The sequence below is a fragment of the Agromyces sp. MMS24-JH15 genome (assembly GCF_043518605.1).
Classification (GTDB): domain Bacteria; phylum Actinomycetota; class Actinomycetes; order Actinomycetales; family Microbacteriaceae; genus Agromyces.
Genome location: NZ_CP171358.1, coordinates 2,110,282 through 2,126,439, shown reverse-complemented (window position 1 = coordinate 2,126,439; position 16,158 = coordinate 2,110,282). Strand labels below are relative to the sequence as shown.

At 73.3% G+C, this 16,158-nt stretch carries 12 protein-coding genes; 3 read left to right on the top strand and 9 right to left on the bottom strand.

The features are described 5' to 3' along the window. Nucleotides 1-44 precede the first annotated feature (44 nt). From ACDF64_RS09665 to ACDF64_RS09640, 6 genes are all read right to left on the bottom strand, one after another. Nucleotides 45-1,001, bottom strand: coding sequence for an aldo/keto reductase (locus ACDF64_RS09665; protein WP_394550781.1), 957 nt, complete (start codon nt 999-1,001; stop codon nt 45-47). Next, entirely contained in the window at nt 998-1,993 is a 996-nt protein-coding gene (locus tag ACDF64_RS09660) for an ABC transporter permease (protein WP_394550779.1), read from the bottom strand. Before ACDF64_RS09660 ends, ACDF64_RS09665 begins: the two co-directional genes overlap by 4 nt. Next, nucleotides 1,990-3,000: an ABC transporter permease gene (locus tag ACDF64_RS09655; protein WP_394550777.1), complete on the bottom strand. Its 1,011-nt coding sequence runs from the start codon at nt 2,998-3,000 to the stop codon at nt 1,990-1,992. Before ACDF64_RS09655 ends, ACDF64_RS09660 begins: the two co-directional genes overlap by 4 nt. Nucleotides 3,001-3,043: 43 nt before the next feature. Then, on the bottom strand, nt 3,044-4,120 hold the full coding sequence (locus tag ACDF64_RS09650; RefSeq protein WP_394550775.1) for a sugar ABC transporter substrate-binding protein: 1,077 nt from the start codon (nt 4,118-4,120) through the stop codon (nt 3,044-3,046). Between the two features lie 134 nt (nt 4,121-4,254). After that, complete coding sequence (locus ACDF64_RS09645) at nt 4,255-5,070, bottom strand: ATP-binding cassette domain-containing protein (RefSeq protein WP_394550773.1); 816 nt, start codon at nt 5,068-5,070, stop codon at nt 4,255-4,257. 248 nt (nt 5,071-5,318) lie between these two features. Then, nucleotides 5,319-6,182, bottom strand: coding sequence for a helix-turn-helix domain-containing protein (locus ACDF64_RS09640; protein WP_394550772.1), 864 nt, complete (start codon nt 6,180-6,182; stop codon nt 5,319-5,321). A 119-nt stretch (nt 6,183-6,301) separates the two neighbouring features. Between ACDF64_RS09640 and ACDF64_RS09635 the strand changes: the two genes are divergently transcribed. Genes ACDF64_RS09635 through ACDF64_RS09625 form a run of 3 tightly spaced genes read left to right on the top strand, consistent with a single transcriptional unit; the run spans nt 6,302 to nt 13,448 of the window. Beyond that, nucleotides 6,302-9,697 carry a DUF5107 domain-containing protein gene (locus ACDF64_RS09635; protein ID WP_394550770.1) on the top strand — a complete coding sequence of 1,132 codons (3,396 nt, stop codon included), beginning with the start codon at nt 6,302-6,304 and terminating at the stop codon, nt 9,695-9,697. Next, the gene (locus tag ACDF64_RS09630) at nt 9,694-11,010 is read left to right on the top strand and encodes a cellulase-like family protein (protein ID WP_394550768.1); all 1,317 of its coding nucleotides are present in this window, start codon (nt 9,694-9,696) and stop codon (nt 11,008-11,010) included. The genes ACDF64_RS09635 and ACDF64_RS09630 overlap by 4 nt, the downstream gene beginning before the upstream one ends. After that, nucleotides 11,007-13,448, top strand: coding sequence for a beta-galactosidase (locus ACDF64_RS09625; RefSeq protein WP_394550766.1), 2,442 nt, complete (start codon nt 11,007-11,009; stop codon nt 13,446-13,448). The genes ACDF64_RS09630 and ACDF64_RS09625 overlap by 4 nt, the downstream gene beginning before the upstream one ends. A 58-nt stretch (nt 13,449-13,506) precedes the next feature. Here ACDF64_RS09625 and ACDF64_RS09620 read toward each other — a convergent pair whose 3' ends face one another. The 3 genes from ACDF64_RS09620 to ACDF64_RS09610 are packed head-to-tail and all read right to left on the bottom strand — an operon-like array spanning nt 13,507 to nt 16,128. Continuing rightward, nucleotides 13,507-14,184 (bottom strand): hypothetical protein, encoded by a 678-nt coding sequence (locus tag ACDF64_RS09620; protein ID WP_394550765.1) that lies wholly within the window; start codon nt 14,182-14,184, stop codon nt 13,507-13,509. 10 nt (nt 14,185-14,194) lie between these two features. Continuing rightward, nucleotides 14,195-15,121, bottom strand: coding sequence for a carbohydrate ABC transporter permease (locus tag ACDF64_RS09615; protein ID WP_394550763.1), 927 nt, complete (start codon nt 15,119-15,121; stop codon nt 14,195-14,197). Next, nucleotides 15,118-16,128 (bottom strand): carbohydrate ABC transporter permease, encoded by a 1,011-nt coding sequence (locus tag ACDF64_RS09610; RefSeq protein ID WP_394550762.1) that lies wholly within the window; start codon nt 16,126-16,128, stop codon nt 15,118-15,120. The genes ACDF64_RS09615 and ACDF64_RS09610 overlap by 4 nt, the downstream gene beginning before the upstream one ends. Between the last annotated feature and the right edge of the window lie 30 nt (nt 16,129-16,158).

Genomic DNA, 16,158 nt, shown 5'->3' with positions numbered 1-16,158 from the left:
TGCTCCTCTCGTGCGATCGCGCGGTCGGGGACCGTGCGGACCCGTCAATCGTCGATCCACGTCGATCGGCCGGGTCTCAGGCGGTCGAGCTCGTCCCAGAGCTCGTCTGGGACGACGATATCGAGCATCGCGACCGTGTCTGCCACCTGTGCCGGATTCACCATCCCGCAGATCGTCGTGTGGATCCGCGGGTCGCGCGTCGAAGACTGCAGCGCGGCTGCGATGAGCGGCACGCCGTGCCGCTCGCAGGCGGCGCCCATCGCGTCGACGGCCGCGAGGACCGGCGCGGGCGCGGGCGCGTAGTGGTATCGGTCCGATCGCCTCGGCCAGGACGAGAGGATGCCCCCGCCGTAGACTGCGGCGTTCTGCACGCCGAGCCCGGCCTCGTGCGCCGCGTCGATGAGCTCGTCGGCCGTGCGGTCGACGAGCGTGAACCGGTTGTGCGTGATGAGTGCGTCGAACAGGCCCAGGTCGACGAACCGACGCAGCAGCCGGGTCGGACCGCCCGAGATGCCGATGCGCTCGGCCCACCCCTCGTCGCGCAGCGCGACGAGCGTGTCGACCGCGCCGCCCGGCGCCGTCGCGTCCTCGAACGAGATGTGCTCCGGGTCGTGCAGGAAGAGCAGCGGGACACGCTCGAGTCCGAGCCGGCCGAGGCTCTCCTCGAGCGACCGCCGCATCCGGTCCCCGTCGAAGGATCCCGTCTCGGGGTCGCGGTCGAGCTTGGTCTGCACGAGGAATCCGTCGGGCACCTCGGCACCGGCCAGCGCCGCGCCGATCCGCCGCTCGCTCTCGCCGTCGCCGTAGTTGTTGGACGTGTCGACGAGGTTGAGCGGCCCGGCGAGCGCCGCGCGCACGGTCGCGATCGCGTCGGCCTCGGGCACGACGATGCCGTGGACGGGCGAGGCGGTGCCCCAGGCCGCGGTGCCGATCGTCACGGGCGCCACGGCGAGGCCGGTGCGCCCGAGCACGACGCGCTCGGCCGCGCGGACCGCGCTCATTCGAACACGTCCCCACCGCGGAAGCGGTCCACGAGCACCGCGGCGAGCAGGATGACCGCGACGATGAGGTCGAGGTAGTCGGGGTCGAAGAACTGGACGTTCAGGATGTTCGTGATCCCGGCGACCACGAGCAGGCCGAACAGGCCGCCGATCGGGTTGCCGACGCCGCCGCGCGTGATCGAGTAGCCGCCGATCATGAGCGCAGCGTAGATCTGGAACTCGAGCCCGGTGCCCAGGATGTTCGACGCCGAACCGAGCTGGCCCACGTAGAGGATGCCGCCGATCGCCGCGCCGACCGCGCTCACGACCAGTGCGACGACGCGGATGCGGGCGACCGGGATGCCGGCCCGCTGCGCGGCGCGCGGGTCGCCGCCGACGGCCTGCACGTGCCGGCCCATCCGCGTCTTCGACACGACGCCGGCAGCGACGAGGGTCACGCCGACGCCGATCAGCAGGAGCACCGGAACCCCGGCGACGGCGCCCTGCGTGACGTCGTACAGCGGCTCGATGAGCGTGCTCGGCGGCGCGTTCACGACGATGACCTGGCTGAGCCCGCGCAGGAGCGTGAGCATGCCGAGCGTGACGGCGAGCGGCTCGGCGCCGAACTTCACGATGACGAGCGCGTTCGCCAGCCCGACGAGCGCACCGACGACGATCGTGATGCCCGCGACGGGCCACGGGTCCAGGCCCGCCGCGACGAGCTGGTTGAAGATCACCGCGCCGAAGCCGACCATCGAGCCGATCGAGAGGTCGACGACGCCCGCGAGCAGCGCGAACGAGGCCATGACGGCGACGATGAGCGGCACCGCGACGCTGACGCCGACGATCTGGATGTTCGACGGGGCGAGGAAGGCCGGGCCGACCCAGACCAGGCCGACCACGATGGTCGCGAGCAGCGTGAACCCGATGCTGCCGACCGGGCCCTTCAGCGAGTCGACGACGCGCCGGGTGCCGGTGGCGGGGCGGTCGTCCAGGACGGCGGCGGCGGTCATCGCGCGCTCCTCTTCAGTCGGTAGCCGTCGATGCCGACGGCCAGGATGAGCAGGGCGCCCTGGAACACGAGCGCCCATGCGGGCGGGAGTCCGAAGAACGCGATCGAGGCGGGGATCGTGGCGAGGAAGCCGACGCTGAGCAGCAGCACGAGCAGGTTGCCCTTGCCGCCCGAGAGGCTGATGCCCGCGAGGATCACCGCGGCGATGACGTTGAGCTGGAAGCCCGCGCCGGAGGCCGGCGTGAAGCTCGGGTTCACCGAGCTGAAGACGACGCCCGCGAGACCGGCCACGGCGCCCGCGCCGAGGAACGTGAAGAACCGCGTGCGCTTCAGCGAGATGCCGCGGGCGGCGGCAGCTCGGGGGTTGCCGCCGACGGCCACCAGGTGGCGGCCCCAGCGCGTGACGGCGAGGGCCAGGCCGGTGACCACGATGAGGGCGACCATCGGCCAGAACGCGTTCGGGAGGCCGAGGAACCGGCCGAGGCCGAACTGGCGGAGTTCGCTCGCCGACGGGATCTGCGCCGACTTGAAGAAGATGAGCATGACGGCGAGGCCGCCGAAGCCTGTCGCCAGCGTGACGATGATCGGGTTCAACTTGCCGAGGACCACGATGAGTCCGTTGAGCGAGCCCCACGCGGCGCCCGTGGCGATGCCCAGGAGCACGGCGAGCCAGCTCGGCGCGCCCGCGTTCAGCGACGCGACGGTCGCCCACGCGCTCACGATGAGCGCGACGGGCAGGCTGAGGTCGAGCAGGCCGCCGCTGACGACGACGAGTGCCTGCGCGACGGCGAGGATGCCCGAGATGGACATCGTGAAGGTGACGGCGAGCAACGTCTGCTGCGACAGGAAGTCGGGCCGCACGATCGTCGTGGCGACGATCAGCAGCAGCCAGACGCCGGCGATGCTGAGCGCGTCGCGCGCGGCGGCCGGGACCCGGAGGCCGGTGCGGCGTGCGCCCCGGCCTCCGGTCGCGGCCGGCGCGGCCGGCGTGGTGAGCGAGGTGGTCATGGTTCCCCTGGATTCGTTCGTGCCTCGTCGGCCGCGCGGTCGGTCAGGCCTTGCAGAACAGGTCGTACTCGGTGGTGCCCTCGGGCGCGTCGGCGAGCTGCGCGACGCGGTCGTCGATGCCGGGGATCGCGGCCGCGTCCGCTGCGGTGACCGGGCACGGCGTGACCTTGACGGCGGGGTCGTCACCCGAGTCCTTCACCTCGGGTGCGTCGCCTGCGGCGACCTGGTCGGCGATCTGGAAGGCGAACGCCGGGTAGCCCTCGAGGAAGTACATGACACTGCCGACGAGGTTGGGGTCGACGTTGGCGCCCGTGATCAGCCCGCCGTCCTGGCCCCAGCCCATGATCGAGCCGTCGCGGCCGAGCTGGGTCGCCGCCTGGAGCGCGCCGACGACGGCCTGGTCGTTGATGCCGACGACGAGGATGTTCTTCGCGTCGGGGTGCGCGGCGAAGATGCCGGGGGCGTTCGCGAGCGACGTCGTGAGGTTGCCGTCGGCCTCGTACGAGACGTACGCGGCCTCGGGGATGTCGGGACAGACCGTCTTCACGGCCTCGCGTGCGTTGCCCGTCCGCCACTCGTTGATCTGGCCTGCCGAGGTGCCCTCGGCCGAGATGACGAGGTCGACGTCGCAGTCCCACTGGGCCTTCGCGAGCTCGCCGAGCGCGGTGCCGCCCTCGGTGCCGGCCGCGGCGTTGTCGATGCCGACGAAGTACCAGCCGTCCTGGGCGATGTCGAAGGTGACGACGGGGATGCCGGCCTCGGCGTACTTCTTCGCGATCACCGGGTTGGCGGCCGGCTGGCCGTTGAACATCATGACGATGTCGACGCCCTTCTGGATGAAGATGTCGGCGTTCTTGGTCGCGGTCGCCTCGCTGTTGTCGTTGCTCAGCTCGACGTAGTCCCAGCCCCGCTGCTTGGCGAGGCCCTCGGCGACGTCGCCCTGGAGCTCCTGCCAGTCGGCGTCGGGCTGACCACCGACCGCGAAGCCGACGGTGAAGGTGCCGTCGTCCTCGGCCGGAGCGGCCGCGCCGACGGTCGAGCAGCCGGCGAGCACGACGGCGGCGGCGGCGAGGCCCGTGGCCGCGAGCGCGGCACGGGCGGTGCGGTGGAAGTGCTTCATTGCAGTTCTCCTTGGGGTGGGTATGGCGATGGGTGGTGTGCGGACGGGTGGGTGGTGCGGGCGGACGTGCGGGCGGGCTGCCCGGACGCCGACCGGTGCGCGCCGACGGCGGAACGGCGATCGGCGCGGACGCGTCACTCGACGACGACGGCGGTGTCCTCGGGCGTGGGCACATCGGCGGGGACGGCCCCGGTGATGAGTCCCACGATGCCCTCGGGGGTCACGTCGGCGACGTCGCGGGTCGCGACGGTCCGGCCGAGCCGCATCACGGTGATGCGGTCGGCGACGGTGACGAGCTGCTGCATGTTGTGGCTGACGAGGATGACGCTCACGCCGTGGTCGCGCAGCCGCCCGATGAGGTCGAGCACCTGCTTGGACTCGCGGACGCCGAGGGCGGCGGTCGGCTCGTCGAGGATGACGATGCGTCGGCCCCAGAGGAGTGCCCGGGCGATCGCGAGGCACTGGCGCTGCCCGCCGGACATGCCCTTCACGGGTTCCTTGACGGACTGGATGCCGACCTGCAGCTCGGCGAGCACCTCGCGGGCGCGCGCCCGCATGGCGCGGTCGTTGACGACGTTGAGCGCCTTCAGGAACGGGTTGGTCGACAGGTTCTCCCGGCCGAGGAACACGTTCTGCACGGCCGACATGGTGTCGACCAGCGCCAGGTCCTGGTAGACGGTCTCGATGCCCGCCTGCAGGGCATCGGCGGGCCGCCGGAAGGAGACGGACTCGCCGTCGACGCGGATCTCGCCGGAGTCCGCGACGACTGCGCCGGAGAGCACCTTCAGCAGCGTCGACTTGCCGGCGCCGTTGTCGCCGACGAGGCCCATGACCTCGCCGCGGCGGAGCTCGAGGCTCGCGTCGGCGAGCGCCACGACCGCACCGTAGCGGCGCGTGATGTGGCGGGCGTCGAGCGCGATGTCGGGGGCGGTGGGGGATTCCAGAGTCATTGTGCACAACCTCGCTGTTGCATCTGAAACGTTTTACCTGAAACGTTTTGGATAGTGTGCACCGCGGCCGCCGCCGACCGCAACCCGACGTTGATGCCCGAATTGAAACGATTTGATAACGAGGATGCCCCGACCTGCGCGGCCATTCGCCGTCGCCCTGCATGCGCATCCCGCGCACGCCCGCCATGGGCGCGGATGCCGGCGGATCCCATGCATTCCGCGCGCGGACCTGCCGCGCCCGCCGGACCTCAGCCCTTGCGCTGCGCCCGATACGCCGTCGGGCTGAGCCCGTGCACGCGCCGGAACTGCCGCGAGAAGTACAGCGGATCGGGATAGCCGACCTCCCGCGCGACCTCCGCCACCGGCAACGCCGTCGTGTCGAGCAACTGCCGCGCCCGAGCCATCCGGAGCCCCGTGTGGTGCGCGAGCACGCCCCCGCCGGTGGCCTCGCGGAACAGCGCGCCGAGGTGCGAGGGCGAGACCCCGACGAGCCGCGCGAGGTCGGAGACCCGGACGTCGCCGTCGACCCGCTCCTCGAGGTAGCGCATCGCGCGCTCGAGGGGTGCGCCGTGCTCGGGTAGGCGCCGGTCGACCGCGAGCTGCGTGAGCAGGCGCCAGGCCATGCCCGACACCGCGAGCAGTCGCGCGGGCGACTGGTCGCGTTCGAGCGCGGACACGATCTCATCGAGCAGGGCCGTCGCCCGGTCCGGCGACCGCAGCGAGACGAGGGGGCGATCCGGGCCCGCACCGATCGCGGCCCAGAGGTCGGCGAGGTCGCCCCCGCGCACGTGGCACCACCAGATCGTCCATGGATCGCCCGCATCCGCGCCGTACGCGTGCGGAACGCCGGGCGGGATCAGCGCGACCGTCGAGGGCGTCACGCGCACGCGCGTCCCCCCGAGGTCGACCCAACCGCCGCCCCCGACGCACAGGATGACCACGGCCTCCTCGGCGCCCTGCGGCCGCGTGCGCAGGTGTCCCTCCGCGCGCGGGAACCAGCCCGCGTCGGTCACGACGAGCCGGCGGGTCACGGGGCGCGCGAGCGCCTCGGCGACGACGGGCCGCGGCACGACGCAGAGCCGCTGGTGCTCGAACCCCTCTCGCCGTTCCATGCGGCCATGATCGCACGCCGGCGGGACGCGCACGACGAGCACGCGAACCGTCGGATCATCCATGTCGATCGCTCGATCCGCCATGCCGCCACCGAGCCCCCCGGCGTACCGTGGCCGTCGTGACCTCCCCCTCCGCCCGCTCCACGTCCCGCGTCGACCACCGCTTCGTGCTGCCCGAGCCGCCGGCCGACGCCCGCCGCACGATCGACGCGGGCGGCGTCGCCTGCTGGGAGGCGCCGCTCGAGATCGACACCTACGAGCCCGCCGAACCCGACCGCTACCCCCTCTTCCTCGACCGCCGCGTCTACCAGGGCTCGAGCGGCAAGGTGTACCCGATCCCGTTCGTCGACCGCATCCTGCCCGGGCGCGCGCCGCGACGGTGGCGGGCGATCCACCTCGAGAACCGGTGGGTGCGCCTCGTGCTCTTGCCCGAGCTCGGCGGCCGGATCCACGTCGGCTACGACAAGACCCGCGACTACGACTTCTTCTACCGCAACAACGTGATCAAGCCCGCGCTCGTCGGCCTCGCAGGGCCGTGGATCTCGGGCGGGGTCGAGTTCAACTGGCCGCAGCACCATCGACCCGGCACGTACCTGCCGGTCGAGACCCACGTCGATCGCGCCGACGACGGCTCGATCACGGTCTGGCATTCCGACCTCGACCCGATGCAGCGCATGCGCGGCAGCCACGGCATCCGGCTCCGGGGCGACTCGGCGCTGATCGAGCTCGAGGCGCGGCTCGTGAACCGCACGGACGTGCCGCAGACCTTCCTCTGGTGGGCGAACGTCGCCGCCCACGCGCACGCCGGGTACCAGTCCTTCTTCCCGCCCGACGTGCAGTTCGTGGCCGACCACGCGCGCCGCGCGATCACGGCGTTCCCGGCTGCCGACCGCCCCTACTACGGCGTCGACTACCCGGCGCTCGCCGCCGAACGCCCCGGCGCCGACCGGCTCGACCGGTACCCGAACATCCCGGTGCCGACCTCGTACATGATCACCGACACGGCCGACGACTTCTTCGGCGGCTACGACCACGATGCCGGCGCGGGCTTCGTGCACTGGGCCGACCGCGCGATCGCGCCGGGCAAGAAGCAGTGGACCTGGGGCGACGGCGAGGTCGGCCGCGCGTGGGATCGCCACCTCACCGACGCCGACGGGCCCTACGTCGAGCTCATGGCCGGCGTCTTCACCGACAACCAGCCCGACTTCAGCTGGCTCCGGCCCGGCGAGACCCGCGTGTTCCGGCAGTACTGGTACCCGATCCAGGACATCGGCCCGGCCGTGCAGGCGACCCTCGACGCCGCGGTCGCGCTCGAGGTCGACGGCCGACGCGTGCACCTCGGCGTCGCCGCGACCGCCGAGCACGACGAGGTGCGGATCGAGGTGCTCCGCGACGGCGCCCCGGTCGGCGAGTGGACGGCGCCGATCGCGCCGGGGCATCCGTTCACCGTCGATCTCGATCTCGATCTCGAGCTCCAAGCCGAGCACGAACCCGCACCCGAGCCCGAGCCCGCACCCGAGCCCGCGGTCACGCGCGACGACCTCGTCGTCGTCGCGACGGCGGGCGGCCGCGAGCTGGTCCGCTGGGCCGCGCACGCGGCGCCGGCCGTCGAGCCGCGGGCCGCGACCGAGCCGCCCGCGCCCGCCGAGCTCGCGAGCGCCGACGAGCTCGTGCTCACGGCCCTCCACCTCGTGCAGTACCGGCACCCGACGCGGTCCGCGGAGCCGTATTTCGCCGAGGCCGTGCGACGCGATCCGGGCGATTCGCGCGCACGCCTCGGGCTGGCCCGGCTCGCCTACGCCCGCGGCGAGTTCGGGACGGCGCTCGACCACCTCGACACCGCGCTCGACCGACTCACGCGGCGGAACCTCAACCCCGAGCACGGGGACGCGCACCTGCTCCGCGCGCTCGTGCTCGAGCGCCTCGGCCGGCACGCCGAGGCCGCCGACGCGTTCGGGAAGGCGTCGTGGGACGGCGCACTCGCGCTGCCCGCGTCCCTGGGCCGGTCGCGCCTCGCGCTGCGCGCGGGCGACCCCGGCCGCGCGCTCGGGTTCGCGGATACCGCGGTGCGGGCGGATGCGTCGAGCACCCAGGCCGTCGCGGCCCGCGTGGCCGCGCTCCGGGCGCTCGGCCGCGACGCCGATGCGGCCGAGGCGCTCGAGGCCGCCCGCGCGGCCGACCCGCTCGATTTCCTGCTCGCCGCGCTCGACGACGCGCTCGCGCCGATCGACCCGCGGACGCTGCTCGAGATCGCGCACGAGCTGCACCGGCTGGGCGACCGCGACCGGGCGCTCGCCCTCGCCGACCGCGCCGCGGCGGCCGAGCCCGGGCCGTTCGGCAACCCGGCGCCGCTCGCCCGCTACGCCGCCGCGATGTTCCACGAGGCCGGCGGCGACGCGACGGCCGCGGCACGGCGGCGCGCCGAGGCGGGCCGGGCCGACCCGCGCCTGGCCTTCCCCGCCGGACTCGACGACCTCGCCGCGCTGCGCGCCGCGCTCGCGGCCGACCCCGGCGACGCCCGCGCGAGCGGATTCCTCGGCTGCTGGCTGCTGGACGCCGGCCGCACGGCCGACGCGCTGGCCGCACTCGACGCCGCGGTCGCCGGCGGATCGCCCGACCCGGTCGTCTGGCGCAATGCCGCGGTCGCCCTCGTGAACGCGGGCGGCGACCCGGGGCTCGCCGACGCGCGCTACGCACGCGCGCTCGAACTGAGCCCGGGCGATGCGCGGCTCGTGTTCGAGCGCGACCAGCTCGCCGGCGTCCGTCGCGTGCCGGCGGCCGACCGGCTCGCCGCCGTCGAGGCGGCCGGACCCGACGTGCTCGTGCGGGACGACCTCGCGGTCGAGGTCGCGAACCTGCTCGTCGACGCCGGGCGGGCCGCCGACGCGCTCGCCCTCCTCGCCGGCCGGGAGTTCCAGCCGTTCGAGGGCGGCGAGGGGCGCGTGATCGCGGTGTTCGACCGTGCGAGCGCCGCCGTGGCGTGCGACCTGCTGCCGGGCGACCCTGCCGCGGCGCGCGACCTGCTTCGCGACGGCATCCGCGTCCCCGAGCACCTCGGCGAGGGTCGGCATCCCGCCGACGTCATCGCCGAGCGGTTCGTGCTCCTCGGCGACGCCGAGCTGGCCTGCGGCGATCGCACGGCCGCGGCGACCGCGTGGCGACGCGCCACGGCGGTCGGCGGGCCGCTCGCGGCCGGCGGTCACGTCGTCACGGAGCGCGACGCGTGGGTCGGGCTCGCGCACGTGCGCCTCGGCGAGCACGACGCCGCCGAGGCCGTGTGGGCGTCGCTCGAGGCGCGCGCCGACGGCCTCGAGTCGGCGCCCGACCGCGTCGACTACTTCGCCACGTCGCTGCCCGAGCTGCTCCTGTTCCCCGTCGAGACCGCCGAGCGCCGGGCCGAGGAGGCCGGCCGCCTGCGCGACCTCGCGTGGCGGGGCCGGCGCGAAGCCGATGCCGCGCCCGCCCCGACGGCGGCCGCCGCGGGCCTCGACGAGGTCGAGGGGGCGCGGGCATGACCGAGCGCTACCTCGGCACGCCGGCCATGCCGGCACCCGACGGCCGGATGACCGGCCCGGTGCCCGCGCACCTGCCGGACCGGCTCGCGATCTGCCTGTGGGACTTCTCCTGGTACACGCGGGCGGGCGCCGGCGAACCGTTCGCCGACGTCGACCGCGCGATGCGCGAGACCGCCGAGCGCGGCTTCAACGCGGTCCGCATCTGCGCGGCCCCGCTGCTCGTCGCCGGCGGCCTGGGCCTCGACGGCCTCGCGGCCGACCTCGAGATCGACGGGCTCGGCGCCGCCCCGACCGGCGGCCGGTACGGGCAGCGCACGCGCTGGTACGACGCATCCGGCGGGTACCGGCTCGACGTGCGCGCCCGCCTGTTCGAGCTCCTCGCGGCCGCACGCCGGCACGGCGTCGTCGTCGTCCTCGCGAGCTGGGAGTACCAGCAGTCGCCCGCGTTCGCGGCCGACCCGCGCTGGTTCGAGGCGATCGACGCGGTGCCGCTCGAGCGCCGGTACGACGCGCTCGCGGACGCCTTCGGCCGCCTCCTCGACGACGTGCGCGCGGCCGGGCTGATCGAGGTCGTCGCGTTCACCGAACTCCACAACGAGGTCGACTTCTCGATCCTCCCGCCCGTCGAGCAGGGCGGCGTCGCGGCGATGGAACGGCTGCGGGCGAGGCATCCCGACCAGCTCGTGACCGTGAGCTACGGCAAGCCGCCGCACCTGGCGATGCATCGGCTCTCCCCCGAGCTCGGCGTCGCCCAGTCCCACGTGTACAGCTACGGCGTGCTCGACGCGCTGCAGCAGCGCATCGACATCCGCGCCGAGGGCACCGAGGGGTTCCCGAACGCCGACCTGCGCGCGCTCCTGCGCCCGGACGCGCCGACGGTGGCCGAGTACGGACGTCCAGCCGACTGGAAACTGCGCGCGACGGTCGTCACCGACCAGATGGTCTACGGCTACGACTGGATCGACCCCGTCGCCTGGGACGCCTGGCTCGACGCGCACGTCGACCGATACCGCGAGGTCATGCTCCGCGAGATCGAGTCGCGCGTCGTCGCCGTGGCCGAGTGGGCGCGGTGGCGGGGTATCCCGGCCGTGATCGGCGAGGGCTGGGTCGGCTACACGCCGCGCGACGGCGGCTTCGAGGAGGGGCACGTCGGGCTCGCGATGGCTGAGCACGGCATCCGCACGGCGGTCGCGCACGGAGTCTGGGGCGTCGTGCCGTGCTCGAACGCGGCGCCGCACCATCCCATGTGGGCGACGCACGGCGACTGGATGCGCCGCATGAACGCACTCGCGACCGAGGAAGGCACCCGATGACCGCTGCACCCCTGCGCGTCGCGCACCGCGGATGGCCGCGCCGGCTCGCGCGCCCCGCGATGTCGAACGAGGTCGACCGCCACGCGCGCATCGCGCTCGCGGAGCGCTGGATCGAGCGCGACGGCCGGCCCTGGATCCCCGTGTCGGGCGAGCTCCACTTCTCGCGGGTCCCCCGCCGCGACTGGGCCGAGCGGCTCCGGATGCTCCGCGCGGGCGGCGTGACCGTCGTCGCGACCTACCTGTTCTGGAGCCACCACCAGCCCGCGCCCGACGCGCCGCCGCGCTTCGACGGCGACCTCGACGCGGCCGCCTTCGTGCGCGAGGCCGCTGCAGCCGGGCTCGACGTCGTCGTGCGCATCGGGCCGTGGTGCCACGGCGAGGTGCGCAACGGCGGATTCCCCGACTGGGTGCAGGCCGCGCCGGTGCGCCACCGCACCGACGACCCCGCCTACCTCGAGCTCGCACGCGCGTGGTTCGCCGCGGTCGGCGCCGAACTCGGTCCGCTGTGCCTCACGGGCGAGGAGGGCGGCCCGGGCTCGCCGATCATCGGCATCCAGCTCGACAACGAGCTGTACGACCAGCCCGGGCACCTCGTCACGCTGAAGCGGCTGGCCCGCGAGGCGGGCCTCGCGGCGCCGTTCTGGACGGCGACCGCGTGGGGCGGCGCCGAACTCCCCGCGGGCGAGGTCTTCCCGCTGTACGGCGGCTACGGCGACGGCTTCTGGGTCGACGCCGACGAGCCGTGGCATCCATCGTTCCGGGCCCACTTCCTCCACTCGCACGAGTGGGACGACCCCGGCACCGGTGCCGACGTGCGCGCCGCGCTCGAGGCGAGCGCGGTCGCGACGAGCGGCCGGGTCGAGTCGGACGGGCCGGTCGAGTCGGATGGGCCGGTCGGGTCGGACGGGCCGGTCGGGTCGGATGGGCCGGTCGAGTCGGATGCCTCCGGTGCGGCCGATTCCCGACCCGCCGACGCCCTCGACTCCCCCGCCTTCCCGCCCGCGACGTGCGAACTCGGCGGCGGCATGGCGACGGCCTACCACCGCCGCCCCGTGCCGACGGCGGACGACATCGCCGCGGTCGCGAACGCGAAGCTCGGGAACGGATCGCAGTGGCAGGGCTACTACGTCGCCGCAGGCGGGCGGAACCCGCGCCCCGGCCTCCAGGAGTCGCAGTCGACCGGGTACCCGAACGACCTCCCCGAGTTCGACTACGACTTCCACGCGCCGATCGGCGCGGCTGGCCTGCCGACGCGGACGCTCGCGGCGCTCGCACGCCAGCACGCGTTCCTCGACGCGTTCGGCGGCGACCTGGCCCGGATGCCGTCGTCGCTGCCCGACCTCCTGCCCGCGGGCCTCGACGATGCCCGGACCCTCCGCTGGGCGCTCCGCTCCGACGGGGACGCCGGCTTCCTGTTCCTGACCTGGCACCAGCCGTACGAGCCGCTCGAGACCGTGCGCGACGTGCGGTTCGCACTCGCGCTAAACGGGCGCACGGTCACGCTGCCGTCGCGGCCGATCGACGTGCCGCCGGGCACGATCGCACGCTGGCCGATCGGCCTGCGCGTCGGCGGCGCGGTGGTCGAGTGGGCGACGGCGTCGGTGCTCACGCTGCTGCCGGGCGCGGATGCCCCGACCCTCGTGCTCGTCGCCGAGGCGGGCGTCCCCGTCGAGATCGCGACGCGCGACGGCGCGGTGCACGAGGTCGCCGAGTCCGACGATCCCGTGCTCGTCGACCTCGGTGCTGCCCGCGCGCTCGTGCTGCCAGCGGCGAGCGCCGACGACTGGTGGGTGCTCGAAGGCCGCGACGCTCGTCGGTTGGTGCGCTCGTCCGCCCCGGTGTGGATCGACGAGGGCGTGCTGCAGGCGCGCTCGGCGGGGCATCCGCGCGTGACCGAGTTCGACGCGTCGACCGGCACGTTCGTGCCGGTCGACGTCGACGCGGCGGGCGCTCCCGCACGCTCGGCATCGGCATCGGCATCGGCATCGGCATCACCGTCGTCGAGCGTCGAGGTCGCCCTGGTCGCCCCCGGCGCGCCGGTTCCGGCGTCGTACGGGGAGTCCGGCGGTCGCGCCGCTGCGCCGACTCGGGCCGACGTCGCGCGGTTGGGCGCCGAGTTCCTGATCGGGCCGATTCCGCGGCGATCGACCGATCCGGGTGAACGACGCGTGCTCGGCATCGAGTGGGCGGGCGATGTCGCGCACCTCGTCGTCGACGGCGAGGTGGTCGCCGACCGGTTCTGGGACGGCACGGCCTGGCACCTCGACCTCGACGACGTCGCGCCCGAGGCATCCGAGGTCTCGGTGCGGATCCTGCCGCTGCACCCCGACGCGAAGGTCGGGATGCCCGGGGCCGCCCGTCACCGCGCCGCCGAGGCGACGCTCGCCCACGCGAGCGTGCTGGTCACCCGCGTCTGGAGCGAGCGAGTCGGATCCTGACCGCCGCGCACGGGCAGCTCAGCGAATCGACGGACCCGGTTCCGATCGCGCTGCGCGCCTACGGGCGCCGGCGCGGCCGCTCGGGCACCGCGTGCACCGCGAGGGCGACGCAGCCGAGCGCGGGCACGACCAGCGGGATGAGCTGCCACGTGACCACGACCGCGAACGCGGCCGTCGCGAGCAGGTAGAGCGCCCCGACCGGGTCGCGCACCAGCCGGCGCGGCGTCGCCCGGAGCGCGAACCACCAGCCCGTGCGGGGCCGCCACGCGCCCGCGGCGGTGAGCAGCCCGACGACGAGCACCGCGCCGAGGACGACGCCGACGCCCGCCGCGAGCCAGCCGCCCGGCACGACGCCGGACTGCGCGAGCGCCACGTCGAACGCGATCAGGAATCCGAGCACGACCGCGACGACGCCGACGCCGACGCCGCCCCACAGGGCGTCGCGCACGTCGCGCCAGAACAGGCCGAGCGACGAGCCCTGGGCGCGTGCGTAGCGGGCGAGGTGCCGGGTGCCCGCCGCGAGCGCGGCCGGCAGCGTCACGATCGGCAGCGACACGAGCGCGACCAGGACGCCGACGAGGAGCACCTCGCCGAGGAGGCCGAACCAGCTCCGGGCGCCGGGATTGCGCGCGACCGGGGCATCCGACGGCGCGTCCGACGCGGTCGGGCCGCTGCCCGACCGGTCGGCCCGCCTGGCCGCGCGCGTCTGCCCCGTATTGGAGGACTGGCGGGACATCCGGATGCTCCTAGCCCTTGAGGCCCTGGGTCGCGACGCCGTCGACCAGGAACCGCTGGAAGACGATGAAGAAGATGAGGATCGGCAGCAGGGCGAGGAACGAGACCGCGACGGTCGCGCCGTAGTCCGACGTCGAGGTGGCGTCGTTGTAGAGGCGCAGCGCGATCGGCAGCGGGTACTTCTCGGGGCTGTTCACGTAGAGCAGCGGGCCGAGGAAGTCGTTCCAGGTCCAGATGAAGCTGAAGATCGCCGACGTGATCAGCGCGGGCTTGATCAGCGGCAGCATGATCGAGGTGAAGATCCGGATGTGCCCGGCGCCGTCGATGCGGGCCGCCTCGTCCATGTCGCGCGGGATGTTCCGGATGAACTGCACGATCAGGAACACGAAGAACGCCTCGGTCGCGAGGAACTTCGGCAGGATCAGCGGCACGTACGTGTCGACCAGTTCGAGCTTATTGAACAGGATGTACTGCGGGATGATGATCACGTGGAACGGCAGCAGCAGCGTGCCGATCATCGCCGCGAACAGGATCCCGACGCCCTTGAACTTGATCCTGGCGAACGCGTAGGCCGCGAGCGACGCGCTGAACAGGGTGCCGATCACGGCCATCACCGCGATGAAGAACGAGTTCGCGAAGAACCGCCACAGCGGGGTGCCGGCGATGCCCTCGGTCACCTTGACGAAGTTGTCGATGGTGGGGTTCTCGGGCAGCAGGCCCAGGTGCTGGCCGAACTCGCTGGACGGCTTGAACGTGGCGAACACGAGCCAGAGCAGCGGGTACAGCACGATCGCGGTGAGCGCGAGCAGCGCGATGAACCAGATCACCGTGTTGACCGTCTTGCGCTTGACCCGACGTCGTCCCCGGGTGCGGCCGAGTTCGGGGTGCAGGGTGGCCTCGAGGAGTTCCTCGCGAGGCACTTCGATCGTCGAGCTCATCGGTTGTCTCCCGCGTAGTGGACCCAGCCCTTGGAGGTCTTGAAGAGGATGAAGGCCAGGATCGCGACCGCGACCACGAGCACCCACGCCATCGCCGACGCGTAGCCCATCTGCAGGTCCGCGAAGCCGCGCTTGTAGAGGTACAGGGTGTAGAAGTTCGTCATGCCCGCGGGCCCGCCGGACCCGTTCGAGATGATGTACGCCGACGCGAACACCTGGAACGCGTGGACCGTCTCGAGCAGCAGGTTGAAGAAGATCACGCTCGAGAGCATCGGGATCGTGACCGAGCGGAACTTGCGGACCGGACCCGCACCGTCGACCTCGGCCGCCTCGTACAGCTCCTGCGGGATCTGCTTCAGGCCGGCGAGGAAGATCACCATCGGGGCGCCGAACTGCCACACCGCGAGCAGGATCATCATCGGGATGACCAGGTCGACGTTGCCGACCCAGCCGCCGAGGTTGATGCCGAACGTGCTCAGCGTGCTGTCGACCGGACCGCCCGTGGAGAACATCGCCCGCCACACGATCGCGACCGACACCGACGCGCCGATCAGGGACGGGGCGTAGAACGAAGAGCGGAAGAAGCCCGATCCCTTGTCCCGGTAGTTCAGCAGCATCGCGATGCCGAGTGCGGCCGCGAGCTTGACCGGGGTGCCGACCAGCACGTACACGAGCGTGATCTGGACCGACTGGATGTAGTTCGGGTCCTCCGTGAACATCCGCACGAAGTTGTCCAGGCCCACCCACTCCGGGTCCTTGAACAGGTTGTACTTGGTGAACGCGAGGTACAGCGAGTACAGCATCGGCCCGAGGGTCAGGCCGAGGAATCCGATGAGCCAGGGAAGGAGGAAGCCGTACCCGGCGACCGACTCGCGGCGCTCGCGCTTCTTCCGGCCCGGCGACGAGGGGACCTTGCGGCCCTGCTGCTCGAGGGCCTTCAACTCGCGGCGGATGTCGCGATTGCTGCGGCCCGCCGTGACGATGGCTTTGGTGCTGGTGGTGCTCATTGGATCTCCCGGCTCCTGGTGAGCGTACCC